20 protein-coding genes are annotated in these 24,790 nt (G+C 74.9%); 12 read left to right on the top strand and 8 right to left on the bottom strand.

Annotated elements, in window-relative coordinates:
• Positions 1-177: 177 nt before the first annotated feature.
• The 6 genes from PUR61_RS10720 to PUR61_RS10695 all read right to left on the bottom strand — a co-directional run bounded on the left by PUR61_RS10720 (position 178) and on the right by PUR61_RS10695 (position 5,468).
• Positions 178-753 (bottom strand): hypothetical protein, encoded by a 576-nt coding sequence (locus tag PUR61_RS10720; protein ID WP_329878188.1) that lies wholly within the window; start codon positions 751-753, stop codon positions 178-180.
• Positions 750-2,135, bottom strand: coding sequence for a hypothetical protein (locus PUR61_RS10715; RefSeq protein WP_329878186.1), 1,386 nt, complete (start codon positions 2,133-2,135; stop codon positions 750-752). Before PUR61_RS10715 ends, PUR61_RS10720 begins: the two co-directional genes overlap by 4 nt.
• Complete coding sequence (locus PUR61_RS10710) at positions 2,132-2,938, bottom strand: ABC transporter ATP-binding protein (protein ID WP_329878184.1); 807 nt, start codon at positions 2,936-2,938, stop codon at positions 2,132-2,134. The genes PUR61_RS10715 and PUR61_RS10710 overlap by 4 nt, the downstream gene beginning before the upstream one ends.
• A gap of 106 nt (positions 2,939-3,044) precedes the next feature.
• Positions 3,045-3,860 (bottom strand): zf-HC2 domain-containing protein, encoded by an 816-nt coding sequence (locus PUR61_RS10705; RefSeq protein ID WP_329878182.1) that lies wholly within the window; start codon positions 3,858-3,860, stop codon positions 3,045-3,047.
• Positions 3,857-4,420 carry an RNA polymerase sigma factor gene (locus tag PUR61_RS10700; protein WP_380361220.1) on the bottom strand — a complete coding sequence of 188 codons (564 nt, stop codon included), beginning with the start codon at positions 4,418-4,420 and terminating at the stop codon, positions 3,857-3,859. The genes PUR61_RS10705 and PUR61_RS10700 overlap by 4 nt, the downstream gene beginning before the upstream one ends.
• A gap of 151 nt (positions 4,421-4,571) precedes the next feature.
• On the bottom strand, positions 4,572-5,468 hold the full coding sequence (locus PUR61_RS10695) for a LysR substrate-binding domain-containing protein (protein WP_329878180.1): 897 nt from the start codon (positions 5,466-5,468) through the stop codon (positions 4,572-4,574).
• A gap of 121 nt (positions 5,469-5,589) precedes the next feature.
• Here PUR61_RS10695 and PUR61_RS10690 point away from each other — a divergent pair, with 121 nt between their 5' ends.
• The 11 genes from PUR61_RS10690 (at position 5,590) to PUR61_RS10640 (ending at position 19,545) form a co-directional block, all read left to right on the top strand.
• A complete protein-coding gene (locus PUR61_RS10690) occupies positions 5,590-6,117 on the top strand; it encodes a cupin domain-containing protein (protein WP_329878178.1) in 528 nt (175 codons plus the stop codon).
• A 348-nt stretch (positions 6,118-6,465) separates the two neighbouring features.
• Complete coding sequence (locus tag PUR61_RS10685; protein ID WP_329878176.1) at positions 6,466-8,277, top strand: AMP-binding protein; 1,812 nt, start codon at positions 6,466-6,468, stop codon at positions 8,275-8,277.
• Between the two features lie 206 nt (positions 8,278-8,483).
• Positions 8,484-8,723 (top strand): phosphopantetheine-binding protein, encoded by a 240-nt coding sequence (locus PUR61_RS10680; protein WP_329878174.1) that lies wholly within the window; start codon positions 8,484-8,486, stop codon positions 8,721-8,723.
• Complete coding sequence (locus PUR61_RS10675) at positions 8,720-10,153, top strand: flavin monoamine oxidase family protein (RefSeq protein ID WP_329878172.1); 1,434 nt, start codon at positions 8,720-8,722, stop codon at positions 10,151-10,153. The genes PUR61_RS10680 and PUR61_RS10675 overlap by 4 nt, the downstream gene beginning before the upstream one ends.
• 309 nt (positions 10,154-10,462) lie before the next feature.
• Positions 10,463-12,196: a class I adenylate-forming enzyme family protein gene (locus PUR61_RS10670; RefSeq protein WP_329878170.1), complete on the top strand. Its 1,734-nt coding sequence runs from the start codon at positions 10,463-10,465 to the stop codon at positions 12,194-12,196.
• A gap of 36 nt (positions 12,197-12,232) precedes the next feature.
• On the top strand, positions 12,233-13,627 hold the full coding sequence (locus PUR61_RS10665; protein ID WP_329878169.1) for a KamA family radical SAM protein: 1,395 nt from the start codon (positions 12,233-12,235) through the stop codon (positions 13,625-13,627).
• Entirely contained in the window at positions 13,624-14,772 is a 1,149-nt protein-coding gene (locus PUR61_RS10660; RefSeq protein ID WP_329878168.1) for an ATP-grasp domain-containing protein, read from the top strand. Before PUR61_RS10665 ends, PUR61_RS10660 begins: the two co-directional genes overlap by 4 nt.
• Complete coding sequence (locus PUR61_RS10655) at positions 14,769-15,998, top strand: phenylacetate--CoA ligase family protein (protein WP_329878166.1); 1,230 nt, start codon at positions 14,769-14,771, stop codon at positions 15,996-15,998. Before PUR61_RS10660 ends, PUR61_RS10655 begins: the two co-directional genes overlap by 4 nt.
• On the top strand, positions 15,995-17,341 hold the full coding sequence (locus PUR61_RS10650; protein WP_329878164.1) for an MFS transporter: 1,347 nt from the start codon (positions 15,995-15,997) through the stop codon (positions 17,339-17,341). The genes PUR61_RS10655 and PUR61_RS10650 overlap by 4 nt, the downstream gene beginning before the upstream one ends.
• Positions 17,338-18,201 carry an SDR family NAD(P)-dependent oxidoreductase gene (locus PUR61_RS10645; protein ID WP_329878162.1) on the top strand — a complete coding sequence of 288 codons (864 nt, stop codon included), beginning with the start codon at positions 17,338-17,340 and terminating at the stop codon, positions 18,199-18,201. Before PUR61_RS10650 ends, PUR61_RS10645 begins: the two co-directional genes overlap by 4 nt.
• An 87-nt stretch (positions 18,202-18,288) precedes the next feature.
• Positions 18,289-19,545: a phenylacetate--CoA ligase family protein gene (locus PUR61_RS10640; protein ID WP_329878160.1), complete on the top strand. Its 1,257-nt coding sequence runs from the start codon at positions 18,289-18,291 to the stop codon at positions 19,543-19,545.
• Between the two features lie 52 nt (positions 19,546-19,597).
• Here the strand turns inward: PUR61_RS10640 and paaI are convergent, their stop codons facing one another.
• Both paaI and PUR61_RS10630 read right to left on the bottom strand, forming a co-directional pair.
• Positions 19,598-20,044: a hydroxyphenylacetyl-CoA thioesterase PaaI gene (paaI, locus tag PUR61_RS10635; protein WP_443035148.1), complete on the bottom strand. Its 447-nt coding sequence runs from the start codon at positions 20,042-20,044 to the stop codon at positions 19,598-19,600.
• A gap of 169 nt (positions 20,045-20,213) precedes the next feature.
• The gene (locus PUR61_RS10630) at positions 20,214-21,662 is read right to left on the bottom strand and encodes a WGR domain-containing protein (protein WP_329878158.1); all 1,449 of its coding nucleotides are present in this window, start codon (positions 21,660-21,662) and stop codon (positions 20,214-20,216) included.
• 269 nt (positions 21,663-21,931) lie between these two features.
• Between PUR61_RS10630 and PUR61_RS10625 the strand changes: the two genes are divergently transcribed.
• Positions 21,932-24,775, top strand: coding sequence for a hypothetical protein (locus PUR61_RS10625; protein ID WP_329878156.1), 2,844 nt, complete (start codon positions 21,932-21,934; stop codon positions 24,773-24,775).
• Positions 24,776-24,790 lie beyond the last annotated feature (15 nt).

Genomic DNA, 24,790 nt, shown 5'->3' with positions numbered 1-24,790 from the left:
GCGCGGTCGCGTGTCGAGTGGTCGTCGCAACCCTCCGCGCCGACGATGCGACAGCCACCTGCTGCGGAGAGCTGCACACCCGGCTGTCCCCGGTCGTTCGACGGGTGTCCGAGGGATCGACGAGACGGCGACTCGTCGATCCCTCGGTGCGGTGGCCGGGTGGGGTCCGGGGGGTGGTCAGCGGCGGGGGCCGGTGGTGGCGTAGGCGGTGGTGCCGACGGCGGCCAGGGTGAGGGCCGTCCAGGTACCGGCGGCCGTGCCGGGCGGGAGCAGCATCCAGGTCAGGACCTGCGTCGCCGGGTCCGTCGCGGGCGGGAGGACGAACGCGAACGACAGCCACACGAACGGCAGGACCCACGCGAACTGCGCCCCCCAGCAGGCCGCCCCGACCGCCACGAGCCCCATCAGCCCCGCGATGTTGCGCACGACGAGGGCCGGGGCGGCCGGCTGCCCGCTCACCACCTGCACCGCCGGCACCACCGCGCCGACGACGACCCCGCAGAGCAGGACGTGCGCCGCCCGGCGCGGCCACCAGCGGATCGCGGCCGTCCGGTCCAACGCGTGGTCCTGTCCGGCGAGGCCGGCCGAGAACGCCGTCGCCCCGGCGGCGAGGACGAGCGTGGACGGCAGGGGGTCCCCGGGCAGCCCGCCGCCCAGCCGGGCGAGCGTCCACACCGCCACCGCGCCGACCGCCACCACGGCGAGGGCGGCCGGTACCCGCCGCGAGCGCGCGTACAGCGTCAGCCACCTCACTGGACCCTGCCGGCGGTCAGTGCGGCGAACGGGAAGTCCGTGCAGGAGACCGCGGCGGCGTGCAGGGCGCCGATCCGCTGCCGCTGCTCCGGCCCGGGCAGCGCGGTGAGCTCCTCCCACACCGGGCGGGCCATGGCGTTCCAGTCCTTCAGGGTGTACATGGTCCCGTCGAGGGGCCGGAGCTCCCCTCCGAGGACCCAGGCCGCCGCGACGCTCTGGGCGACGGCCTCCTCCAGCGTGCCGCTCTCGGCGGAGCTCCGGGCGTGGCACAGCGGCACCAGGCCCTGGCCCGTCAGGGCCCGGGTGAGCCGCTCGCCCGACGCACCCCCGAACACCTCGTCGCCGAAGTCGACGAGCAGGGCGTCGCGCGACCGTTCCGCCTCACCGAGGAGCTCCCTCGGGACGGTGGTCTCACGGACGGTCACGGGCGCCGCTTCGCCCAGGGCCCCGCGCAGCAGGCGCAGCGCCTCCCGGCCGGGACCGGCCATACCGGCGAGCCGTGCCTGCCTGGCCGCCGTCACGCACACCGGGCCGTCGCAGACCTGCGTCACCGCGGCCCGGTCGACGACGTACGTGGCGCGGGGGTCGGCCGGCAGCAGGAGCAGGGCGACGGCGCCGCCCGCCAGCAGCGGGGTGAGGGCGAGCAACCGGGCGCGCGGGCCGGCGGCGGCCAGCAGCGCGAAGCCCGTCGCGGCCAGGCCGAGCAGCCAGAGCGTCTGTCCGAGGTGCACGGACGCGGACAGCGTGAAGACCGTCTGGCGTACCTCGGACACCGCCGGCGACAGCAGCGCGAGGCGGTTCGGCGCGGCGGACGACGGCACCGCGGCGTCCGTGGTCTGCCGCAGGAGGCTGACGGCCACGAAGGCGCCCACGGCCAGTGCGGGCGGCGTGAGGACGGAGGGCAGCGCCCGTCCGACCCCCATGCCCAGGACGGCCCCCGCGACCAGCGCGAGCGCCCCCACCAGCGAGACCGGCAGCCAGCCGAAGTGGGTGTACGCGGCGTCTCCGGCGAGCACCCGCACCGCACCCACGAGGAGGACGAGCCCGAAGGCCGAGACCAGCGCGAGCGCCGTCGTGCCCGCCAGGGCGGCCGCGCGGTGCCGTGCGGGTCTCGGGGTGCTGGCCAGCAGTTCGGCCATCTTCGAGCGGTGGTCGCGCAGCCCCTGGAGCGCCCCGAGACCCACCGCTAGCGGCCACAGGAACAGCAGCAGGAACCGGGTCCACAGGGCCATCGAGGTCCACTGGGCCGTCCACAGCGTGGTGCCCCTCGACCACGCTCCGGGCACGAGGTGCAGGAACGCGAGGGCGAACGCCACCACGACGGCGCCGGCCCACGGGGCGACGGAACGCCGCAGCTCGATGCGGAGGATACGGAGGTTCACCAGGCGCCCCTCGTGCGTGCGGGGTCGACGAGCAGGGCCGAGTAGCCGCGCTCCAGCGGGCTGTCTCCCACGTGTTCCGGGCCGCCGGCCGCGGCCAGCTCGTCCGGGGTGCCCTGGAAGACCAGCCGCCCCTCGGCGAAGAGCACCACGTCGGTGCAGGCCGCGGCCACGTCCTCCACCAGGTGGGTCGAGACGACCACGCAGGTGTCCGTCCCCAGCTCCTGGAGCAGCCCGCGGAAGCGGAGCCGCTGCGCCGGGTCCAGACCGACCGTCGGCTCGTCGAGCAGCAGGATCGAGGGGTCGTTGACGATCGCCTGGGCGATGCCGGCCCGCCGTACCATCCCGCCCGACAGGGCCTTCATCCGCTCGTCCGCGCGGTCGGCCAGGCCGACCCGTTCCACGGCCCGCTGCACCGCCGCGGGGATGTCCGCCGTCGGCACCTCCTTCAACCAGGCCATGTACTCGACGAACTCGCGCACGGTGAAGCGCTTGTAGTAGCCGAACTCCTGCGGAAGGTAGCCGATCCGGCGGCGCAGCGCGCGGTGCTCGCCCGGTCCGCCCGCGGGCTCCCCGAGCAGCTCCAGTGCGCCCCCGGTGGGGCGCAGCACGGTGGCCAGGGCCCGGATGAGCGTAGTCTTGCCGGCCCCGTTGGGACCGAGGAGTCCGTGGACGCCGGTGCCCAGCGACAGGTCGAGCCCGTCGACGGCCATCCGCTTCCTGCCGACCCTGACCTTCAGTCCGGTCGCCCGGATCTCCCAGGCGTAGGCCGTGGGGGCGATGTCGGCCCTGCTCACTGCGGGCATCGTGCGTTCCTCGTCTCTCGGGGGTGCGGGGTGGCTCGGGGGTTCGGGGGGTTCGGGGTGGCTCGGGGATGGGGCGTGGCTCGGGGGCGGGGCGTCTCGCGAACGTTCACCGGTGGGCGCCCAGCACGGTGTAGGCGCCCCTGCGGGCGAGGACGACGCCGACGCCCAGCAGGAGGATCAGCCCCCACACGGGCAGGCCGTCCGTCCGCAGGGCGAAGGCCGTCCGGCTGGTGGCCAGGGTCGGTGCCACCACGACCGCGGCCCACGCGGCCACCAGGACGACGGCGGCGCGGGTCACCCCGATCATCCCGCCGAGCGCCAGGGTCATCGAGGTGAAGGCCAGGCAGGGCAGCAGCCACTGGGCGGCCGTCACCCCCGTCACCCATCCGCCCGCCAGCAGCGCGGGGATCACCACGACGAGCACGGAGGCGGTGCGCCGCAGCACCAGTTGCAGCCCCGCCCTCGGGGTGGAGGCCGTCAGCTCGTACGCCGGGTCGAGGCCGCGCGACCACGAGGCCGCGACACCGCACACGGGCAGGACGGGGGCGAGCAGCAGCATCAGGGACACCTGTCCTGAGCCGGGGCCCGCCAGGTCCAGCAGCAGGGCGAGCAGCGTCACGGCCACGACCATGGCCAGCCACGGCGTCATGGCGGGCGTCGTCCAGGCCGACAGCCGCGCCCGGCGCCGGCGCGGGGCCGGCGGGGCGGTCGTCGCCAGCTGGTGTTCGAGATCGGACCAGACGGTGTCGGCCAGCGCCGCCAGGGCAGGTGCGGCGGCGGGGACGGCGGCCGACAGCCGGTCGCGGCAGGGGCGGCACCCCTCCAGGTGGGCCTCCAGGGCCCACACCTCGTCCGCGACGAGGTCCGTGTCGCCGCGCGCGTATCCGTCGATCAGTCGTGCCGACGCGTGTTCCACGTTCATCCCAGTGCCTCCCGCATCGCGATCCGGGCCCGGCGGGCGCGGGTCTTGACCGTTCCCTCGGGCAGTCCGAGGACGACGGCGGTCTCCCGGACGGACAGCCCGTCGAGCACCATGGCCTGCAGTACCTCCCGGAGTTCCGGTGCGAGGCGCCGCAGCGCGTCCCCGACGTCGCCGCCGACGGTGGCCACCAGGGCCTCCTCCTCGGCCGCGGGCGCCACGGGGTGCGGGGCCGCGGCGGGCGGGGGCTCCGCGTGGTGGGCCCTGCGCCGGAACGCGTCGACGAGGCGGCGGGCCGCGATCGTCCACAGCCAGCCGACGGCCGTCCCTCCGGTCCGGCTCCCGGCGAAGGAGCCCGCCGCGCGCCACACCGCCAGGTACGTCTCCTGCATGACCTCGGCGACGATCTGCTGATCCGTGCAGCGGCGGTTCAACCGCACGGCCAGCCACGGCGACGTGCGCCGGTACAGCTCCTCGAAGGCGGCCCGGTCGCCCCGGGCCACCCGTCGTAGGAGGTGTTCCTCGTCCAGTTCCTGCGGCGCCGCCGCCCCAACCCGTTTCACACCTACTAGACGCCCCGTCGGGCCTGCGGGTTTTCTCCCGGACGTGATCCGGGTCACGTCCGGGCCGACGGTGCGGACGGGCCTGCGCCGACGGCGCGCGGGGACCGCCGGCCGCCGCGGCCCGGGAACGCCCCGGCGGTGCCCGCCGGGATCACGGGTGGGGCGCGTGGGCTGCGCGGGGCGCGCCGAGGGCGTGGAGGAGATGGCGGAGGGCCGGCGCGGGGCGACCGGCCGGGCGGGCGAGGGAGGTGGTGACGGTCGGCCCGGCCAGCCGGCGGACGGCCACCCGGGGGAGGTCGGGGAGGCCGTTGACCTCGTAGAAGACGGTCCAGGAGGGGGTGGTGGCGGAGCCGATCTCGGCGAGGGTCTCGCGGAGGGTGGTGAAGGGTTCGCCGGGCGGCGGGTCGATGCCGGCTCCGCGGCAGGCGTCGGTGACGAGGGCGTGGAAGGCGGGGTTGCGGTCGCGGGCGGCGAGCCGCAGGGGCAGGTGGGCGAGCCGGTCGAGGCGGAGCTCGTCCTCGGCCGCCAGGGGGTGGTCCGCCGGGAGCGCGACGTGGAGGGGGTCGCGCCAGACGGGGACCAGGTCGAGGTCCGGGAGCGCGGTGACCGCGCGGAACAGGGCGGCGTCCAGCCCGCCCGTCCGCAGGGCCTCCAGCCGCTCGGCGGGCGGGCCCTGCCGCAGTCGCACCCGGAGGCCGGGCGCGCGGTCGGCGAGCCGCGCCAGGGCGTCGTCCAGGCGGGTCCCCGGGGTCTGGACGGCGCCGAGGCGGAGGACGCCGTCGACTCCCGCGCGGATGCCGGCCGCCGTGCGCCGGACCTGCTCGGCGGCGGCGAGTGCGGCGCGGGCCTGGGGGAGGAGGCGCTCACCGGCGGCGGACAGGCGGGTCCCCCGGGTGGACCGGTCGAGGAGCACCACCCCGAGTTCGCGCTCCAGGCGGCGGACCTGCTGGCTCACGGCGGACTGCACGATGGTCAGCCGTTCGGCGGCCCGGCCGAACCCGCCCTCCTCGGCCACGGCGACGAAGTACTGCAGTTGCCTGAGCTCCATGCGCGGACCCCCACTCATCTCGATCGGTGATCACCGCCCGCTCCGACTGCTTCTGGTCCGGTGGTCGCTCCCCGGGTCGAATGGTGCCGTACACGTGGTCCCGAGGGGAGAGGGGAGAGCCATGACCGCGGATCAACCACGCGCCCTGGTCGTCCGGTCGCAGGAGGCGGAGCGCCTCGCGCTGCCGGCGGGCGGCGCGTTCGGCCTGCTGGTCGACGCGGACGCGACCGGCGGTTCGTACGGCGCCAACCGGCTGACGCTCGGCGTCGGGGCCGACGGCGCCCGGCCGCACCACCACGCGGTGTCCTGGGAGCTGTTCTACGTCCTCGACGGCGTGGCGGAGTTCCTGCTCGGCGACTCCCTGGTGACCGTGGCCGCGGGCGGGGTGGTGTCGGTACCGACGCTGCTGCCGCACGCCTTCGGGGCGGCGGCCGGCAGCCCGACCGACCTCCTGGTCGTCGCGTCGCCGGGGGTCGAGCGCTTCGGGTACTTCCGCGAACTCGCGGAAGCGGCCTGGGGGCGTCAGCCGTTCGACCGGCTGACGCCCTTGCAGGACCGGTACGACGTCCACTTCGGGTCGAGCGAGGTCTGGGACACCGCTCGCCGCCGACAGCCGCCCGCCCGACGGTCCGTCGGCGTTCTTCCGTGAAATCCAGCACCCGTGCCGGATTTTCCCCGGACCTTCGGCCGCGGCGGGGCCGCAACCCCGTCCCCCCGGCCACGACCGGCCGGAACACCCGACATGTTCCTGTACGGACCATGCTTTTGACGATCCATCAGGAATCCGGACCGGGCACCCCACGCGAAACGGAGGGCGGTTCGGATCGTGTGCGCACTGGAGCGTTCCACCGCCGGAGCGCCGAACACTCCCCGCATCCGGACGACTACCACTCGAAGCCACTCGGACCCCAGCAACCCGCCCAGGTGGACCGCGTCACGTTCACATGTCAACCACACATCCTTGAAGCGACATCCTCAACAAGCATTGTGGCCACGCATGTTCGAAGGTAGAGTCCCGCTCCGCCGAGCACCGACAAGTGCTCGCACGGCATTCTTTGGGGCGGGCATGACAAATAACCGCAACATCAACGGGGCCACTTCCGACCTGATTGACGCGTTCACGGAAACCGTCGGGCGATTTCCCGAACGGCCGGCGATCGTCCACCACGGACGCGTCCTTAGTTATCGCCAACTCGACGAGTTGGCAAGCAGTTTGGCCGTCCGGCTGGGGGCCGGGCCCGGTGTGGTCGCCGTCCCGGCGGTCCATGCGCCGGAGACGGTCGTCGGACTGCTCGGTGTGCTCGCGGCCGGCGGCGTGTACTGCCCGGTCGATCCGGCCTTTCCGCCGCAGCGCCAACAGGCGATGCTGTCGGCGGTGGGGTGTCGCACCGGGCTCGCGGCGCCGGTCACCGACCCCGACGCCCGATCCGGGCCGTCGGGGTCGCCGGGGTCGTCCGGGCCGTCGGGGCCGTCGGGGCCGGAGATCGTCGACCTGCCGCGATTAGCCGCACCCGACGCAGCCGCGCCGGGTCAGGCCGATCAGGCCGATCAGGCGGCTCAGGCGGATCCGCGCGGTCGGTCGGGGCCCGCAGCGCCGGCGGGTCCCCCGCGTCCGCCGGCTCCGTCGCCGCCCGAACGGCCGCGACCGGCCGACCCCGAGCAGCCGGCCTACCTCCTCTTCACGTCGGGTTCGACCGGGCAGCCGAAACCCGTCGTGACGCCCCGCCGGGCGATCTCCGCCACCGTGCACGCGCTGCGCGGACTGTTCGGCCTCACGGCCGACGACCGGGTGCTGCAGTTCGCGTCGCTGAACTGGGACACCTGTTTCGAGGAGATCCTCCCGGCGCTCACCACCGGCGCCGCCCTCGTCCTCGACGACGAGGCGCACTCGGGGTCGTTCCCCCGGTTCCTGCGGATGGTCGGGCGCGAGCGGATCACCGTCCTCGACCTGCCCACCGCGTTCTGGCACGAACTGGTCCTCCACCTCACCGAGGAGCAGGCCGGCCTGCCCGACTCGGTCCGGCTGCTGGTCATCGGCGGCGAGGCGGCCAACCCGGCCAGGCTCGCCGACTGGAGCCGCCTCGACACCGGGCGGATCCGCCTGCTCAACACCTACGGCTGCACCGAGACCACGCTGATCACCCACGCCGTCGACCTGCACGGACCAGGAGCACCCTCGTCCGGCCCGGACTGGACGGCCGGCGAGCCCGCGCCGATCGGGCGGGCACTGCCGCACGTCGTCGAACAGATCAGCGCGGAGGGTGAGTTGGTCATCGGCGGCCCGGCCGTCGCGGCGGGCTACCACGGGCTGCCGGAGGCCACTGCGGCCCGGTTCACCGTCGTCGACGGCGAGCGCTGGTTCCGCACCGGCGACCGGGTGAGCCGCGCGCCGGACGGCGTGCTCACCCACCGGGGCCGGCTGGACGGCGAGATCAAGGTGCGCGGCATCCGGGTCGACCCGGCCGAGGTCGAGGCGCACATCGCCGGCCACCCGGGGGTGAGCGCGGTGGCGGTGGCCGGGGCGACGGTGGCCGGCCGGTCCGCCCTGGTCGCGTACCTGGTGCCGCGCGCCGGAGCGGTGGCGGGGACGCTGGGCGCCGACGTCCGGGCCTACCTGAGCAGTCGGGTTCCAGGCCACCTCGTGCCCAGCCGGATCACCGTCGTGCCCGAGCTGGTGCTCACCGCCAGCGGCAAGGTCGACCGGGCGGGCTCCCACCGCCGCCACTCGGCCGCCCCGGCGCATCCACCGCATCCGGTGTACCCGGCGCAGCCGCTCCGGGCGGCACGCGCGACGCCTTCCCCGCACTAGACGCGCCGACGCGCCGGCGGGCGGGCCCGCAGAACCGCGGGCACCCAGGCGCACCCCCGCACACGGACACACCCCGCACGCGGGGCGGGCCCCGGGCAGATCCCCGGGCAGGACCCGTCCCGAGGCCCCTCGCCGGGCCCCTCACCGACACCCCACCAGGTGCGCCGACAGGCGGCACCTGCCGGTCCATGAAAAGGAGAGCCTCGATGAGCGTTGACACCACCTCCGCCGACGCCGAGGACGTGGTGGCGATCTTCCGCCGCGTCCTGGAGACCACCGACGTCGCCGCGGACTCGGACTTCTTCCTCCTCGGCGGTGACTCGCTCATCGCCACCCGCGTACTGAGCGCGGTCGCCCGGACGTACGGCGTCGAGCTGTCCTTCGAGGACTTCGTGCTCGCACCCACCCCCGAGGGCCTCGCCGAGCTGATCGCGGCAGCGGGATGAGCGGCCGGGACACCGCCGCCGGGCAGGACGAAGCCCCCCAGGACTCCGGGAGACAGCACGACGCCCCGCAGGGCTCCGGCCCGGCGGGCGTCCGCTCCGCCGTCGTCGTCGGCGCCGGCCTCGCCGGCCTGACCGCCGCGAACGGGCTCGCGTCCCGCGGGGTCGAGGTCACCGTGCTCGAAGCACGCGAGCGGGTCGGCGGCCGGATCCACGGCCACGAGGTGGCCCCGGGTTCCTGGGTCGACGCCGGCGCCGCCTACCTGGGCGACCGGCACACCGAACTCCTCGCCCTGCTCAAGGAGTCGGGCCTCGACACCACGCCGACCACGATGCTCGGCGCCAGCCGCTTCGCGCTCGGCGGACCCGAACACGCCACCCGCGACGGGCGATTCCCACCCCTCAACGCCGTGGCACTCGGCGACCTCTTCGACCGGCTGGCCGAACTCGCCGCAGCGGTGAGGCCCGACGCGCCGTGGCTCACCCCCGACGCGGAGCGCCTGGACACCCTCACCGCGGCCGAGTGGGCCGACCGGCACCTGACCCACCCGGACGCCCGGCTCTTCTTCCCGCTCTTCCTCGGCGAGATGATGGCCGCCGACCCGGCCGAACTCTCCGTCCTGCACATGGCCTTCTACCTCCGGTCGGGCGGCGGTCTGCGCTATCTCAACGCCTTCGAGGGCGGCGCCCAGCAGGACCGCGTCGCGGGCGGCGCCCACCTGCTGTGCGAGCGGCTCGCCGAACGGCTGTCCGAGCGACCGGACGCGCGGCTGCGGCTCGGCGAACCCGCCGTGGCGGTCCACCAGGACGCCGACGGGGTCACCGTCCGCACCGGGCGGGGCGTCCACCGGGCGGACGCGGCGGTGGTCGCGCTGCCCCCGGTGCTGGCCGACGGCCTCGACCACCGGCCCGCCCCGCCCGGACCCCGAGCCGGCGCGCGTACCGGGCGCGGCTGCGCGGTGAAGGTCAACCTGGTCTATCCGTCGCCCGGTTGGCGCGACCACGGACTCTCCGGGTGGTCGGTCAACGCGGAAGGCCCGCTGCTCTCGACCGTCGACGACTCGCCGACGGCCGACGGGGTCGGGGTCCTGACCGGTTTCGTGACCGGCGCCGAGGCGCACCGGTTCGCCGCGCGCAACCCGGAGCAGCAGCGGGCCATCGCGGTCGCGCAGGCCGCCCGGCTCTTCCCGATGCTCCCGGAGCCGATCGGGTTCCATGTCACCGACTGGGTGAACGAGCCCTACAGCAGGGGCTGTTACGCCGCGCTGTTCGGTCCCGGCGACTGGCTCGGGCAGGGCCCGGCACTGACCGCACCGCACGGCCGGGTGCACTGGGCCGGCACCGAGACCAGTACGGAGTTCTTCGGGCTGATGGAGGGGGCGATCCGCTCCGGCCACCGCGTGGTCGGGGAGATCCTCGGCGACCACCGCTGAGCCGCGGCCCGCCGCACCCGGACCACCCCGAACCGCCCCGTACCCACCCCACCACCCCGGACCACCCCGCACCGCCGCGCTTCCCCGTACCACCGCGATCCCCGCTCCGCCCCGCACCACCGCCGCGCCACCCCGCCGGCGGAGGGGACCACCTGCCGCGGAGAGCCCGACCGGACGAACGCACCACCGGCGCACAGGACCCGCACCACCGCACGAACCCGTCCGTCGAGCACCAGTTCTCCCACCCCCCGTCGGCCCGCCCCGTGTGTTCCACAAGAACCGCGGCGGGCCACCCCCTCAGGAGACGCCATGAGCGACCAGAGTTCCATCCACCCCGCCGGCGAGAGCCCCGTCGCGCCCCTCGCCGCCCGGGAGCGGCTGATGACCGAGCCGGAGCTCGGGGCCGGCAACTTCCTCGAACACGCCATCGCGGTGAACCCCAACCGCGCGGTCCCGTTCGCGTTCAGCCACCACACCGACCACCGCGGCGCCGTGGTGCTGCGCGGCCACAGTCTGCTGGACCTCGCCGCCCTGCGCGACCGGTACGCCGCCTGGTACCACGCCAACGGCGTGCGCCCGGGCGAGCCGGTCGCCGTGGTGGTCGGCGAGGGTCTGGAGCCGCTGCTGCACTTTCTCGCGCTCACCGCGCTGGGCGCCGTCCCGGCCCTGGTCAACGACGCCATGCGGCACGACGTGATGGTCCGCTACCTCCACCACGTCGGCGTGGTCGGCGTGGTCGCCGACGACACCACCCGGCTGGCCGCCGCCTACCGTGGGGACCCGCAGAGCCGGCCCCGCTTCCTCGCGCTCGCCGCCGAGATCCAGGCCTTCGACGCCGCCGCGTCCGGCGGACTCCCCGAGGCGTACCCGTACCGGCACGCGGCGGACGACGTGGTCGGGCTGATCCACTCCTCCGGCACCACCGGCACGCCCAAGTCGACCATGCTGGCGCACCGCCAGTTCTGGGACGGCAAGCAGCCGCGGATGGTCCGGTTCCCCGCCGAGCCGTACGACCGGCTGATGTCGCTGATGCCGCACACCCACGCCGGCGGGCTGAGCTACTTCCTCACCGCCACCCTGCTCGGTCTGCCGACGGTCGTCATGTCCGACTGGCGGCGCGCGGTGGTGGAGCCGGTGATGGAGGCGTTCCTGCCGACCATGGTGGCCTCCTTCCCGCGCACGTTCGTCGAACTCGCCACCGGGGAGCTGCCGGTGGCGGGCGCAGCCCGGGTCCACTCCTGGTTCAACACCGGCGACAGCGCGCACTACGGGCACATCCGCCGGCTGGTCGGGCTGGGCGAACGGCCCGCCGGGCTGATCCGGCCCTGGCTGCTGCCGAGCGAGAAGGCCGAGCAACCCGCCCTGCCCGGTTCGCAGTTCGTCGACGGCCTGGGATCGTCCGAGATGGGCATGGCGCTGTTCGGCCAGGTGACGACGCCGGAGAGCACGCGCAACGACCGGTGCGTCGGCAAGCCGCTCGAAGTGGTGCTCAAGGCGGCCGTGCTGGACCAGGACGGCGCCGAGGTCCCGAACGGCACGGTCGGGCTGCTCGGCGTGGTCACGCCGTCCCGGACACCCGGCTACTGGAACAACGCCAGGCTGACCGGCAGCTTCGAGCTGAACGGCTACTGGCTCACCGGGGACGTCGCCCGGCGGGACGCGGACGGCTCCTTCTACCACCTCGACCGCACGGTGGACGTCGTCGACACCGTGGCGGGGCCGGTCTACAGCCTGCCGATCGAGGAGGTACTGCTGGCCGACTGCGCCGAGCTGGTGCGGGACTGTTCGGTGATCGGCGTGCCCGGCGGCGCCGGGAAGGGTCAACTCCCCGTCGCAGTGGTTCAGTTGCAGCACGAAGCCGGTCAGGTGGGCGCCGAGGAGGTCCAGGAGGCCGCCAACAAGGCGCTGGCCGGGGCCGGACTGTCCGCCCTCGCCGCCGTCCGGATCGCGCGCACCGCCGAGGAGTTCCCGCTCGGGCCGACCGGCAAGGTGCTCAAGCGCGAGCTGCGGACCCGCCTCGCGACGCTCTTCACCGGCCGGTAGTGCCGGATGGACCGCCCCGTACCCCCCGCACACCCCGTGACGGGGCAGCCGTACCAGTACGTCCGGACCCCGCTGGTCGAACCGGACTGGCGGAGACTGCCGGGCTGGCGCGACGTCACCGAGGGCCAGTGGCGGGACGCCCAGTGGCAGCGGGCGCACTGCGTGAAGAACGTCCGGCAGCTGCGGGCCGTCGTCGGCGACCTGCTGACCGACCGGTTCTACGAGGAACTCCTCTCCGACCAGGCCGAGTTCGCGACGATGCCACTCCTGATCCCGCCGCAGATGCTCAACACCGTGGCCCCGCGCGCCCCGACCGTGCCGGAGGCGTTCACCGAGGCGTTCCTCGCCGACCCGGTCCGCCGGTACATGCTGCCGGTCCGCTCCGACCGGCACCCCCGGTGGCCCAGCCATCCCCGGGCCGAGCGCGACTCGCTGCACGAGGCCGAGATGTGGGTGGTCGAGGGCCTGACCCACCGCTACCCCACCAAGGTGCTGGCCGAGCTGGTCTCCACCTGCCCGCAGTACTGCGGGCACTGCACCCGGATGGACCTGGTCGGCACCTCCACGGCCCAGGTCGCCAAGAAGCGGCTGGTGCTCCGGCCCGCCCACCGGCAGGAGCAGATGCTCGACTACCTCAAGCGCACCCCGGCCGTGCGCGACGTGGTGGTCTCCGGCGGCGACCTCGCCAACGTGCCCTGGCCGCAGCTGGAGTCGTTCCTGCTGCGGCTGCTGGAACTGGAGTCGGTCCGCGACATCCGGCTCGCCAGCAAGGCGGTGGTGGGACTGCCCCAGCACTGGCTCCAGCCGCAGATCCGGGAGGGCGTGGCCCGGGTGGCCGCCGTCGCCGCGCGCCGCGCGGTGAACCTGGCCGTCCACACCCACGCCAACCACGTCCGGTCGGTGACCCCGCTGGTGGCCGAGGCGGCCCGGGGGCTGCTGGACGCGGGCGTCCGCGACGTCCGCAACCAGGGCGTGCTGATGCGCGGCGTCAACGCCACCCCCGGCGACCTGCTGGACCTCTGCTTCGCCCTCCAGGGAGAGGCGAACATCCTGCCGTACTACTTCTACCTCTGCGACATGATCCCGAACGCCGAGCACTGGCGGACCTCGGTGCACGAGGCGCAGCGGCTCCAGGAGGCGATCATGGGCTACCTCCCCGGCTACGCCACCCCCCGCCTGGTCTGCGACGTGCCGGACCTCGGCAAGCGCTGGGTGCACCAGGCGGTGGGGTACGACCGCGAGCGCGGCATCTCGTACTGGACCAAGAACTACCGCACCGAGCTGGAGGTCCGCGAGGGCGGCCCGGACGGCGACGACCCGCTCGACCGGCGCCACCCGTACTACGACCCGGTGGACACCCTCCCGGAGCCCGGCCGCCGCTGGTGGGCCGGGCACGCCGGGCACCCGACGACCCCGGAAGGAGCACGGTGAACCCCACCGGCCCCGCACACCCCACAGACACCGTGCACCCCGCAGGCCCCGCGCACGCCCCCGGTTCCGCGGACGGCTCCGGCCCGCTGCGCCGGATGTGCTGGATCTTCCCCGACCGCGAGTCGAGCCGGATGTCCGCGACCTGGCACCACTTCTTCTGGGACCTCTACGCGGAGATCGCCGAGGAGCTCGGCCTCACCTGGTGCCGGCACTCGCCCGACGCGGTGACCGTGGACGCCTCCGACCCCGCCCGTCCGCTGGTCTACGTGGACGAGGAGCCGGTGACCCCGCAGGACACCCTGTTCATCACCGCGCTCTACTCGCTGCCCTACCAGTCGATGGACGTCTTCAACCAGTACGCGCTGTACGCGGTGCTCGAACAGGCCGGCTTCTACCTGCCGTTCCCGCCGCACGTCTCGCTGATCGGCAACGACAAGGTCGCCACCGTCCTGCACTTCGCCGACTCCCCCGTGCCGGCGATCCCGTCGGTCCGGATCGGCACCGGCCGGGACATCAGCAAGCACCTGTACGAGGTGGCGCTGGGCGGCCTCACCTACCCGGCCATCGTGAAGCCGGCCGGCTGGTGCGGCGGCGGGGGGATCAACCTGGCCCGCGGTCCGGAGGACATCCGGGGCCTGGCCAGCCTCGCCCAGGGCGGCGACACCACGCTCGTCGCCCAGCCGTACCTCGGCGACGGCACCGTCGACTACCGGGTCTACGTGGTCGGCGGCGAGCCGTACGCGGTGATGAAGCGGATCCCGGAGCCCGGCTCGCCGGTGGCCAACGCCAGCCGGGGCGGGGCAATGGAGTTCCCACCGGTGCCGGACGAACTGGCGGCCGCCACGGCGTACTTCGCCGAGAAACTGCAGATCCCGTTCTTCTGCGTCGACTTCCTGTACGACGGCGAGCGGTACTGGTTCTCCGAGCTGGAGCCGGACGGGGTGATCGCCCCGGACTGGTCCGACCCGGGCCGCACCCTGCAACGGGACGTCACCCGAGCCCGGTTCACCGCCTACCGCGACGCACACGCCAAGTGGCTCGCCAACGCCACGGCCCCGACCGGCAGGGCCACCACGGCCACCACGGCCCCGATCACAACACCTACGCCGACGCCGACCACGACCCCCCGAACGGACCCCCGATGACCGCCGCGTTCTCCCTGCCGCCCGAGGCGGCCGAGCCGCACCTGACCGTCGCCGGCCGGACCCTCGACCGGCTGCGGACCGTCCCCGCGCTGGCACCGCGCTACGCGGACCACCCGGGCAGCGTCCGCACCCTGGACGAGCTGGCCGCGCTGCCCCCGCTGGTCAAGGACGACCTGAACACCGCCCTGGCCCACCTGGACCCGCGCTCCGAGTCCGGCGCCACCTGGCTGTTCCAGAGCGGCGGCTCGACCGGCGCCCCCAAGGTCGGCTACGCGCCCACCGGCTTCTACATGGCCGGCGTCCACGCGCACTGGCAGCCGCTCGACCGCGAGGACGTCTTCGTCAACGCCTGGGGCGCCGGGCGGATGTGGGGCGCGCACTTCCTCGCCGCCGGACTCGCCGACCTGTCCGGCTGCCGGATCATCGCGCTCGGCTCGGTCACCCGGGAGGAGTACCCGGACTGGCTGGCCTTCCTCGCGGACCGCCGGGTGACCGCGATCGGCGGCACGCCGAGCGTGCTGCGGCTCTGGTTCGCCCACGCCCGCGCGGCCGGGATCAAGCTGCCCACCCTGCGCAAGGTGCTCTGGCTCGGCGAGGCCTGGCAGCCGCAGCTGGAGGAGGACATGGCGGCCGTCGCACCGGACGCCCGCCGCTGGGGCATGTTCGGCTCCACCGAGACCTGGGTGGTCGGCACCAACACCCCGGACTGCCCGGCCGACACCTTCCACCCGCTGCCCGCGCAGCTGGTGCACGCCGGCCCGGACGGGCTGCTCGACTTCACCACGCTCGACCCGGAGATGCTCAACCCCGTACTGCGCTACCGCACCGGCGACGCGGGCGAGTTGACCGCGTGCCCGTGCGGCCGGCCGGGCCGGGCGATGCGGGTCCTGGGGCGGCGGGACAGCGTGGTCCAGGTACGCGGCCTCGGCCTGCACGTGGACGAGCTGGTCGCCCGGGTGGAGCGGGAACCGGGCGTCTCCCGGGCCCAGGTCGTGATCACCGAGAACGGCGGGCGCGCCACCGGCGTGGACGTCCTGCTGCTGACCGACCCGGGTGCGGCGGTGGACGCCGAGGGGCTGCGCGCCGAGCTCCTCTCCGCGACGTTCACGCTCAGCACCGCCTTCCAGCACGACCCGGAGAACTTCCGGGTCCGGCCGGTCGACGAGCTGGTCAGCAACGACCGCACCGGCAAGACGGCCACCTTCGCCGTCCGGGAGGGCTCGTGAGCCCGCAGCGGCCGGGCGGCCTGGGCCGCGGCTTCAACCTCTTCTGGGCGGGCCAGACGGTCAGCGTGGTCGGTGACCGGATCACCGTCTTCGTCGTCCCCACCCTGATGATCTTCGTGCTGCACGCCTCCGCGCTCCAGGTCGGCGTGGTGGCGATGGCGCAGTACCTGGGCATCCCGCTGCTCGGGCCGGTGGCCGGTGTGCTGGTCGACCGGTGGGACAAACGCCGGACGATGCTCGTCTGCGACCTGGTCCGGCTGGTGGCGGTCCTGGTGATCCCGCTGGCGTACTGGCTGGACTTCCTGTCCACGGCGCTGCTGTTCGGCTGCGTGGCGGCGATCAGCGGCGCCACCATCTTCTTCAACGTCGGCTACCTGATCGCCGTCCCCGCCGTGGTGGAGAAGGACCGGATGGTCCGCGCCTACTCCCGGCTGGAGGGCAGCAGTTCGGTCTCCGAGGTGGCCGGTCCCTCGATCGCGGCCGGTCTGTACAGCGCGCTCGGCGTGGCCGCCCTGCTGGTGGACGCGGCCAGCTACCTGGTCTCCGCGGCCTGCTTCCGCTCCATGAAGCCCTGGGGCGGCCGGACGGTCGTCGAGGGCACGGTCTGGGAGCGGCTGACGGCCGGCTTCCGGCTGAACTGGGCGGATCCGGTGCTGCGCCGGGTGGTGCTGGCTGCCGTCACCCTCAACGCGGGCGGGCCGATCTTCGTCACCGTGCTGCCGGTCCTCGCCTACCGGGGGCTGGGCATCTCGGTCGGTGTCTTCGGTGCGGCCATGTCGGTCGGCGCCGTCGGCGCGCTGGCCGGCGCCGTGGTCGCGCCGCGGATCAGCGAGCGGCTCGGCCTGGGCCGGACCCTGGCCTGGTCGCTGCTGCTGCACTGCCTGGTCGGGCTCGGCGTGCTGGCCGCGCCGGCCCTGCCGCCGGGGCCGGTGATCGCCGTGACGATGGGCTGCTACGGCTTCTTCATGTCCTGCATCAACGTGTGCAGCGCCCCGACCCGGCAGGCCCGGATGTCCGCCGAGCACCAGGGCGTGATGCACGCGGCGTTCCGGACCGTCACCTGGGGGGTGATCCCGCTGGCCGCGCTGGTCGGCGGCCTGGCCGTCTCCGCGCTCACCGACCCGCTGGGGATCCGGGACGCGGCACGCTGGGTGATGGCCGGCGGCACCCTGCTGGCCGCCTGCTCCTTCCTTCCCGCGCTCGGCATCCAGCCGTTGCTCGACGCGGCCGCCCGGGAGAAGAAGCGGACCGGGGACGCGGGGGGCGCGGCCGGCACCGGCGGCACCGGGGACGCGGGCGGCACCGGCGACGCCGCACCCGAGCTGACGGAGACGGCGTCATGACCGGGCCCGTCGTGCTGATCACCGGCACCTCCTCCGGCATCGGCCTGGCCACCGCCGTCGCCGCGGCCCGCGCGGGGTACGCCGCGGTCGCGACCCTGCGCGACCCGGACCGTGCCGGGGAGCTCTCGGAGGCGGCAGGCCGGGCAGGCGTCGCCCTGGACGTCCGCCGGCTCGACGTCACCGACGCCGCCTCCGTCGCCGCCTGCCTCGACGGCGTGGCCGGGACGTACGGGCGGCTGGACGCGGTGGTCAACAACGCCGGGGTCTCCAACTCCGACCCGACGCTGGAGATGTCGACGACGGCGGCGCTGCGGGCCAACCTGGAGGTGAACTTCTTCGGCGTCGTCGAGGTGAGCCGGGCCGCGATGCCGCTGCTGCGCGCGTCCGGCGGCCGGTTGGTCACCGTCGGCAGCGTGCACGGGGTGGTCGGTCAGCCGTTCAACGAGGCTTACTGCGCGGCCAAGTTCGCTGTCGAGGGGTTCATGGAGAGCCTGGCCCCGGTCGCCGGGGCGCACGGCGTAAGGGTCTCCGTCGTCGTCCCCGGCTTCGTGCCGGACACCCGGTTCGGGATCTTCCCGGACATCGACCGCACCACCATCCAGGCCGCCTCCGGCCCGTACGCGCCCACCTTCGCCGACTACCTCGCCTGGGTGGGCGGCCAGGGCTGGGAGGCGGCCGGGCAACCGGCCCGGGAGGTCGCCGAGGTGGTCGTGCGGACCCTGAGCGCCGAGCGCCCCGCCTTCCGCGTCCCCACCAACGACTGGGCCGCCGCGTACCTGGCGCAGAAGCTCGCCGACCGGGACGGCGCCGCCGTCCAGACCCTCGCCCGCACGTGGATCGGCCTGCCCGGCGCCGACTGAGGCCCCGCCCGCCCCGGTCCCCGGCCCCCGGCCCCCGGCCCCCGGCCCCCGGCAATGATCCCGCCCCCCGCAGTCAGGAGAAGTACCGTGCCCGCCAAACCGCTGCCCGACCTGGTCGACTTCGCCCGGAGGAACTCCCCCTTCTACGCGGAGCTGTACCGCGGTCTGCCGGACCGCATCGAGCACCTCACGCAGCTCCCCGTCATCGAGCAGACCGCCTTCTGGGCCGCCAACTCGTGGCCGGAGAACCGCCTGCTGACCGGTCCGCTGCTCGACGCGGGCGTCTACAAGACCGGCGGCACCACCGGCGTCCCCAAGTTCTCGCCCTGGTCGCGCACCGAGCACGCCGACTCCGTCACCGCCTTCGGCGCGGGCCTGGTCCAGGCCGGCCTCAAGCCCGGCCACCGGGTCGCCAACCTGTTCTGGGCCGGCGAGCTCTACGGCGGCTTCCTCTACATCGAGAACGCCCTGCACCACGCCCCGGTGGACAACGTCCGGCTGCCCGTCGGCGCCGCACCGGACGCGTACGTGGCCGGACTGATCGAGGACTTCGGCGTCGACGTGCTGGCGGGCGAGCCGATGAAGCTCAGCTCGGTCGCCGAGTACCTGGTGAAGCACGGACAGGTCGCCGAGCGCGTCGAACTACTGCTCTTCGGCGGCGACCTGCTCTTCGCCGACCTGCGGCCGATCCTCTCCCGGGCCTTCCCCAAGGCGGCCGTCGCCTCGATCGGCTACGCCTCGGTGGACGCCGGGCTGGTCGGCGCGCCGGTGCCGGGCGACGACGTCCGGGTGCACGAGGCGTTCCCGAACCGCACGGTCGTCGAGCTGGTCGACGACGTGACCGGCGAGCCGATCACCGCCCCGGGGGTGCCCGGCCGGGTGGTGGTCACCAACCTGTTCCGCACCCTGATGCCGATCCTGCGCTACCCCACCGGTGACCGTGCCGAGTGGGTCGACCCGGAGCGCGGACGGTTCCGGCTGGTCGGCCGGTCGGTCGAGGGCGCCCGGATCGGCACCGTCGCGATGCCGACCGAGGAGATCCGCGCGGTGCTGGTCGCCGCCGACCCGGACCAGGTGATCTCCGGCATCCAGCTGGTGCAGCGCCGGTGGGACGGCAAGGACGGCCTGATCCTCCGGCTCGGCTACACCGAGGAGCTCCCCCCGGCCGAGCTGGGCGAGCGGCTCATCGGCGCCGTGTACGCGGCCCGCCCGCTCTACCCGCACGACGTGGCGGACGGCGCGATCCACCACCTCACCGTCGAGTGGGTGCCGCGCGCCGAGCTGGTCACCAACCCGCGCACCGGCAAGCTCCAGCAGGTGGTGGACGAGCGCCCGCCGGCCTGACGCCCGGCCAGGCCGGCCGGGCGGTCCCCCCGCCAGGTCGGCCCGTGCGCCGTCAGCCCGTCAGCGGCTTCCCGGCCAGCATCACGCTCTGGCCGCGGAACTCCGCGACGGTCCTCCCGGCCGAGGTCCGCACCGTCACGTCGTAGACGCCGGTGCGCCCGGACCGGGCCCGTTCGAGCGCCTCGGCGACCAGCTCGTCGCCGACCGCGGCCGGCGCCAGGAAGGTCACCTGCGCGGCCTGCGCCACCGTCACCGGTCCGTAGCTGTTGCAGGCGTAGGAGAACGCCGCGTCGGCGAGCAGGAAGAGGTAGCCGCCGTGGGCGGTCCCGTGGCCGTTGACCATGGCCGGGGCCACCGTCATCCGCATCAGCGCCCGCCCGGTGGCCACCTCGTCCAGCGTGATGCCCAGCGACCGGCAGGTCAGGTCCCGCTCGTACAGCGCGGCCATCCGGGAGTTCAGTCCGACGGATCCCGCCGCCACCGCAGTCTCCGCACCCATGACATCCTGCCTTCCCCCCGGGCGAGCCCGAAGCGGTCGGTGTGCCGCGCAGCCACGTGGCAGCCCTCGTGACGCGCACCCGGCACACACCCGGCACACACCCGGCCACCGCATTACACCGAGGCCCGCGACGGGCTGTCAACGGTCCGCCGGATGAACGGAATCCACGTCAGAGCAGACGCTTGATGTCTCCGCGCGCCCGGTAGAACGCGCCGTTGCCCGACTCCAGCACCTCGGCCACCAGGTAGCGCGCGCCCGGCACCCGGATGTCCTTCGGGAACTGCACCCGCCGGCTCGGGTCGAAGCCCGCCGAGACCACCCGCACCCGCAGCCGGACACCGTCCTGCACGCACTCCACCTCGACGCCGCCGGCCGCGCCCGCCGATCCGGCGGTCACCGCCTCGATCTCCGCCCCGGCCACCGCGGCCGTCCAGCCGTCGCCGTCCACCTCGGCGGCGTGCGGCAGCCGGCCCTCCTCCGCCTCGCGCACCGCCGTCTCGCTCGCGTCCAGGCAGACCAGCGAGCCGTCCGTGGTCACCAGGTACAGCCGGCCGTCGCGGTACTGCATGCTGTACGCCGAACCGCAGCCGGTGCCCAGCTTCCACAGCCGGGTGCCGTCGGCCGCGAAGCAGTACACCGAGGAGTGGTTGTCCCCCGCGAAGACGTACCGGCCGTCGGGCGAAGCGGCGCAGGAGAACACGGCCGCGTCGCAGCGGTAGCGGGCGACCTCGGAGCCGTCCGCCTTCCGCAGCCGGTGGACCGAGCCGCGCGACGTCCCGGCGAACACCTCGTCCGGCTCCTGCCAGCCGAACAGCACGGCGCCGTCGGTGCGGGCGTGCCAGACCGGCTCCCCGCCGCGCGCCGCGTACCGGGCCACCCCGCGCGAGTGCCCGTGGTAGACGCCGTCCGCGTCGCAGCGCACCATCCAGCCGTCGGTGCCCTCGGCCTTGCGCCGCCACTGGAACTCGTCCTCGTGGTCGACGGTGGTGATCCCGCCGCGCGCGTCGGCCACGCCGAGCACGCCGTCGTGGATGTCCAGCCAGTAGATGTCGACGTCCTCGGCTATCTCGTACGCCACCCGCGGCACCTTGCCGCCGAGGTCGTACACCTTGCCGTCGTCGCAGCCCGCGTAGATCCACCAGTCGTCCGCCACGATGCACTTGACCCCGTCGGGCAGCCCGTAGCGGCCGGTCACCCGGCCGTCGTGGGTCAGCGTGTAGACGTCGCCGCGCTCGTTGCCCACCCAGGCGTGCTCCTCGCCGACGAAGATGCCGAACGCTGCCGCGCCGGAGCGGAACCGCCACAGCACCGGCGCCTGAGTGGCCGTCGAGCGGGAGCTGACGATCGCCCGCCGCGTCACCGCCCGGGCCTGGCGCACCCCGCGCACCGCCGGGGCGTAGCCCTTGCGGACCTTCTCCCCGATCTTCTTGGCGGCGGCCGCCGCGGCCTTCTCCGGCGACGGGTAGGCGGTGGTCTTGGTCTGGCCGCCCTCGCCGATCCGGCCGTAGGTGACGGTCACGTCCACCCCCGCGACCCGGACCTCGTAGAACTTGTGGGCGCTGCCGGTGTCCTCGGACAGCTCCAGGTAGGTCGACTGCTCGGCGGCGGTGGCTGGCATGGCGTGGGCCCCTTCCGGGCGCGGTGTGGCGCGGTCCCGCGCGAGGCCGCGCGGTCGGTGCGGCGGCCTACGGCGGTCCGCCCCTCGACACCCCAGAACCTAGAGGACGCCTCCGACAGCCCGACCGGAGGGGCCGGTCTTCCTGCCCGAACGGACCTTCCGTTCCGTACACGGATCTGACAGCATCGTCCGCTATCCGGTGGTCCGACACCGGAATCGGTGTGGCGTCCGTGCACGGGAGCGGGGCGTACGGGGGCAGGAGACGCGGGATGCAAGGCCAGACCCTCGAACCGGTCCGCGTCGAGCACCTGCCCGCGCCGTGGGTCCGCACCCGGCTGCGGTCCGCACGGTCCACGGCCGTCCTCAACGCCGTCCTGGTCCTCGCCGCCGTGTTCCTCACCGCGGCGCTGCCCCGGGCCGTGGACCTCGGCGCGGACGCGGCCCTGCGCGACTTCCTGCACTCCCGCAACGCGAGCGGGACCAGCCTGTACACCACCTCCGAGATCCGGGACGGCGACGACACCGCCGCCCTGGCCGCGGTCGCCGCCGACCTCGCCTCCCGGACCGGCGGAGAGTTCCGCATCGCCGACAGCGGCCCGGTCTACGGCGTGTTCGGCGCCAAACCCACGCCCCTCGGCAACCCGGGCCTCGCCCGCCCCGACGGCCTCTCGCCGTCGCTGCGGCTGCTCAACCTGGCGAAGATCTCCGAGCACACCACCCTGGTCGCCGGCCGGTGGCCGACCGGCGCCCCGCGCGACCGGCCGCTGCCGATCGCGGTCTCGGCGCACGCCGCCGAGAAGCTGAGCATCCACCTGGGCGACGTGCTCACCGAGGAGTTCGGCAACCCCGCGCCGGAGCTGGGTGTCGAGGTCGTCGGTTTCTACTCCGCCCACGACGAGGCCGACCCGTACTGGACCGACCTTGGCTGCGTGACCCGCGGCTGCCTGGAACTCCCCCTCACCAACGAGAAGCTGCGCGCCTGGCAGACCACCGGCGTCGTCGGCGACGAGTCGCTGACCCGGCTCGTCGAGTGGGCCCGGGGCGGGCACGCCTTCTGGCGGCAACCGGTCGACCCGGACTCGCTGCGCGTGGACCGGCTCCCCCGGGCCGAGACCGAGATCAACTCCTACCTGACCGGGCCGACCGCCGCCGGCCTGATGACCACCACCGGCCGGCCCGACCTGCGCACCGTCTCCCTGCTGCCCCAGCTGTTCACCCTGGCCAGCGAACGCCGGGAGGCCGCCGCCCCGCTGGCGGCGATCGGCCCGGCCGGGCTCGCCGGGGTCGTCGCGGTGGTGCTCCTCCTGGCCGCCGCACTGGCCGCCGACCGGCGCACCGCGGAGATCCGGCTGCTCCGGGCCCGCGGCGGCTCGCAGGGCGGCGTGCTGCGCCGGCTGCTCGGCGAGGGCGCCGTGACGGTGCTCCCCGCCGCCGGCCTGGGCCTGGCGCTCGCCCTCCTGCTGCTGCCGACCCCGCGCTGGGGCGCCTCCGTGCTGGCCGGCACGACCGTGGCGCTGGTCTCCCTGGTCGCCTTCCCGCTGCGCGCCGCGATGCTGCTCTCCGGCCCCCGCCCGACCGACGGCCGGCGCCGGCTGGTCGGCGAACTCGCCGTACTGGCCGTCACGGTGGCGGCCGTCGCCGAGGTCAGGCGGCGCGGCGTCACCCCGGCCGGCAGCGGCCTCGATCCGCTGGTGGTCACCACCCCGCTGCTGATCGCGCTCGCCGCCGGTCTGCTGATCGCGCGCATCCAGCCGCTGCTGGTCGGCTCGCTGGCCCGGCTGGTCGGACGGCGGCGCGGCGTCGTCGGCTTCCTCGGCCTGGCCCGCGCCGCGCGCGGCACCGGCGACCGCCCGCGCCCCACCGTCCTCCCGGTGTTCGCCCTGCTGCTCGCCGTCACCACGGCCGGCTTCGGGGCCGACATGATCGACGCGGTCGACTCCGGCCGGGTGCGCAGCTCGCGCGTCGCCGTCGGCGGCGACGTCATGCTGAGCGGACCGACCGGCGTCACCCTGCCGGACTCCTTCACCGCCGCCGCCGGCGCCCTGCCCGGGGTCACGGCCGCCACCGCCGTCTTCCTGGAGACCGACGCCGTCGTGCTCCGGCCCGGCGACCGCCCGCTCACGATCACCGCCGTGGTGGTCGACCCGGTCGCCTACGCCGCCATCTCGCGCTCGCTCGGCCGGGGGGTCTTCGACCCGGAGAGGCTCGGCGGCGCCGCGGCGGCGGCCCCTGCGGGCGGGGTCCCCGAGCCGTCCGGCCCACCGGACACCCCCGTCCCCGCGCTGTACTCCGCCGGCCTGGTCGCCGCGCTCGGCGGCGACGCCGACGCCCGCCGGCTCCGCTTCGGCAGCAACGGCGAGATCTCCGCCGCCCGGACCGCCACCGTCGACGCCACCCCCGCGCTGCGCGACTCGACCCGCCCGTTCGTGGTCCTCCCGGCCGGACCGGCCGTCGCCCTGCTGCCCGAACTCGCCCGCCGCACCTACTGGTACGCCGTCGGCGACATCGACGCGGACGCCGTGCGGCGGCTGGCGCACCAGCTGCCGGTGACCGAGATCGTCGCCGACACGGCGAGGCTCACCGGCATCCGGCCCGCCGGACCGAACGCCGACTCCCTCCCCGAGGGGTACCTGATGTACACCAGTGAGGAGTTCGTCGCCGAGCTCACCACCGACCCCCTCCAGCACGCCGCCTCGCGGATCTTCCGGGCCGCCACGGCCGGGGCCGGGGCGTTCGCCCTGCTCGCCGTGCTGCTCACCCTGCTCCGGGCCGCCCCCGACCGCGCCGCGTCGCTGGCCCGGCTGCGCACCATGGGCCTGCGTCCCCGGCAGGGGATGGCCCTCATCCTCACCGAGACGCTGCCCCAGACGCTGCTCGCCGCGGCCGGCGGCGCACTGGCGGCGCTGACCGCCGTCGCCGTGCTCGGGCCGGTCTTCGACCTCTCCGCCCTGCTCGGCACCCGCGTGCCGCCGGGCCTGCCGGTGAGCGGCTGGGCCGTGGTGCCGCCGACGCTCGGCCTCGCCGCGCTGGTCGCGGCCGGGGTCCTCGCCGAGGCCCTGGTCGCCGGGCGCCGCCAGATCGCCACCGAGCTGCGGGTCGGCGACGGCAACTGACGGGCGGGACGGTCG

The sequence above is a fragment of the Streptomyces sp. BE20 genome, assembly GCF_036322525.1.
GTDB lineage: Bacteria > Actinomycetota > Actinomycetes > Streptomycetales > Streptomycetaceae > Kitasatospora.
This window is presented reverse-complemented; position numbering and strand designations above follow the sequence as displayed.

What these genes read in the sequence shown, in the direction of transcription:
- PUR61_RS10695 (WP_329878180.1), bottom strand. Translation starts at nt 5,468, where the DNA reads ATGGAGCTCAGGCAACTGCAGTACTTCGTCGCCGTGGCCGAGGAGGGC.
- PUR61_RS10670 (WP_329878170.1), top strand. Translation starts at nt 10,463, where the DNA reads ATGAGCGACCAGAGTTCCATCCACCCCGCCGGCGAGAGCCCCGTCGCG.
- PUR61_RS10690 (WP_329878178.1), top strand. Translation starts at nt 5,590, where the DNA reads ATGACCGCGGATCAACCACGCGCCCTGGTCGTCCGGTCGCAGGAGGCG.
- PUR61_RS10675 (WP_329878172.1), top strand. Translation starts at nt 8,720, where the DNA reads ATGAGCGGCCGGGACACCGCCGCCGGGCAGGACGAAGCCCCCCAGGAC.
- PUR61_RS10645 (WP_329878162.1), top strand. Translation starts at nt 17,338, where the DNA reads ATGACCGGGCCCGTCGTGCTGATCACCGGCACCTCCTCCGGCATCGGC.
- PUR61_RS10630 (WP_329878158.1), bottom strand. Translation starts at nt 21,662, where the DNA reads ATGCCAGCCACCGCCGCCGAGCAGTCGACCTACCTGGAGCTGTCCGAG.
- PUR61_RS10680 (WP_329878174.1), top strand. Translation starts at nt 8,484, where the DNA reads ATGAGCGTTGACACCACCTCCGCCGACGCCGAGGACGTGGTGGCGATC.
- PUR61_RS10705 (WP_329878182.1), bottom strand. Translation starts at nt 3,860, where the DNA reads ATGAACGTGGAACACGCGTCGGCACGACTGATCGACGGATACGCGCGC.
- PUR61_RS10625 (WP_329878156.1), top strand. Translation starts at nt 21,932, where the DNA reads ATGCAAGGCCAGACCCTCGAACCGGTCCGCGTCGAGCACCTGCCCGCG.
- PUR61_RS10685 (WP_329878176.1), top strand. Translation starts at nt 6,466, where the DNA reads ATGTTCGAAGGTAGAGTCCCGCTCCGCCGAGCACCGACAAGTGCTCGC.
- PUR61_RS10710 (WP_329878184.1), bottom strand. Translation starts at nt 2,938, where the DNA reads ATGCCCGCAGTGAGCAGGGCCGACATCGCCCCCACGGCCTACGCCTGG.
- PUR61_RS10655 (WP_329878166.1), top strand. Translation starts at nt 14,769, where the DNA reads ATGACCGCCGCGTTCTCCCTGCCGCCCGAGGCGGCCGAGCCGCACCTG.
- paaI (WP_443035148.1), bottom strand. Translation starts at nt 20,044, where the DNA reads ATGGGTGCGGAGACTGCGGTGGCGGCGGGATCCGTCGGACTGAACTCC.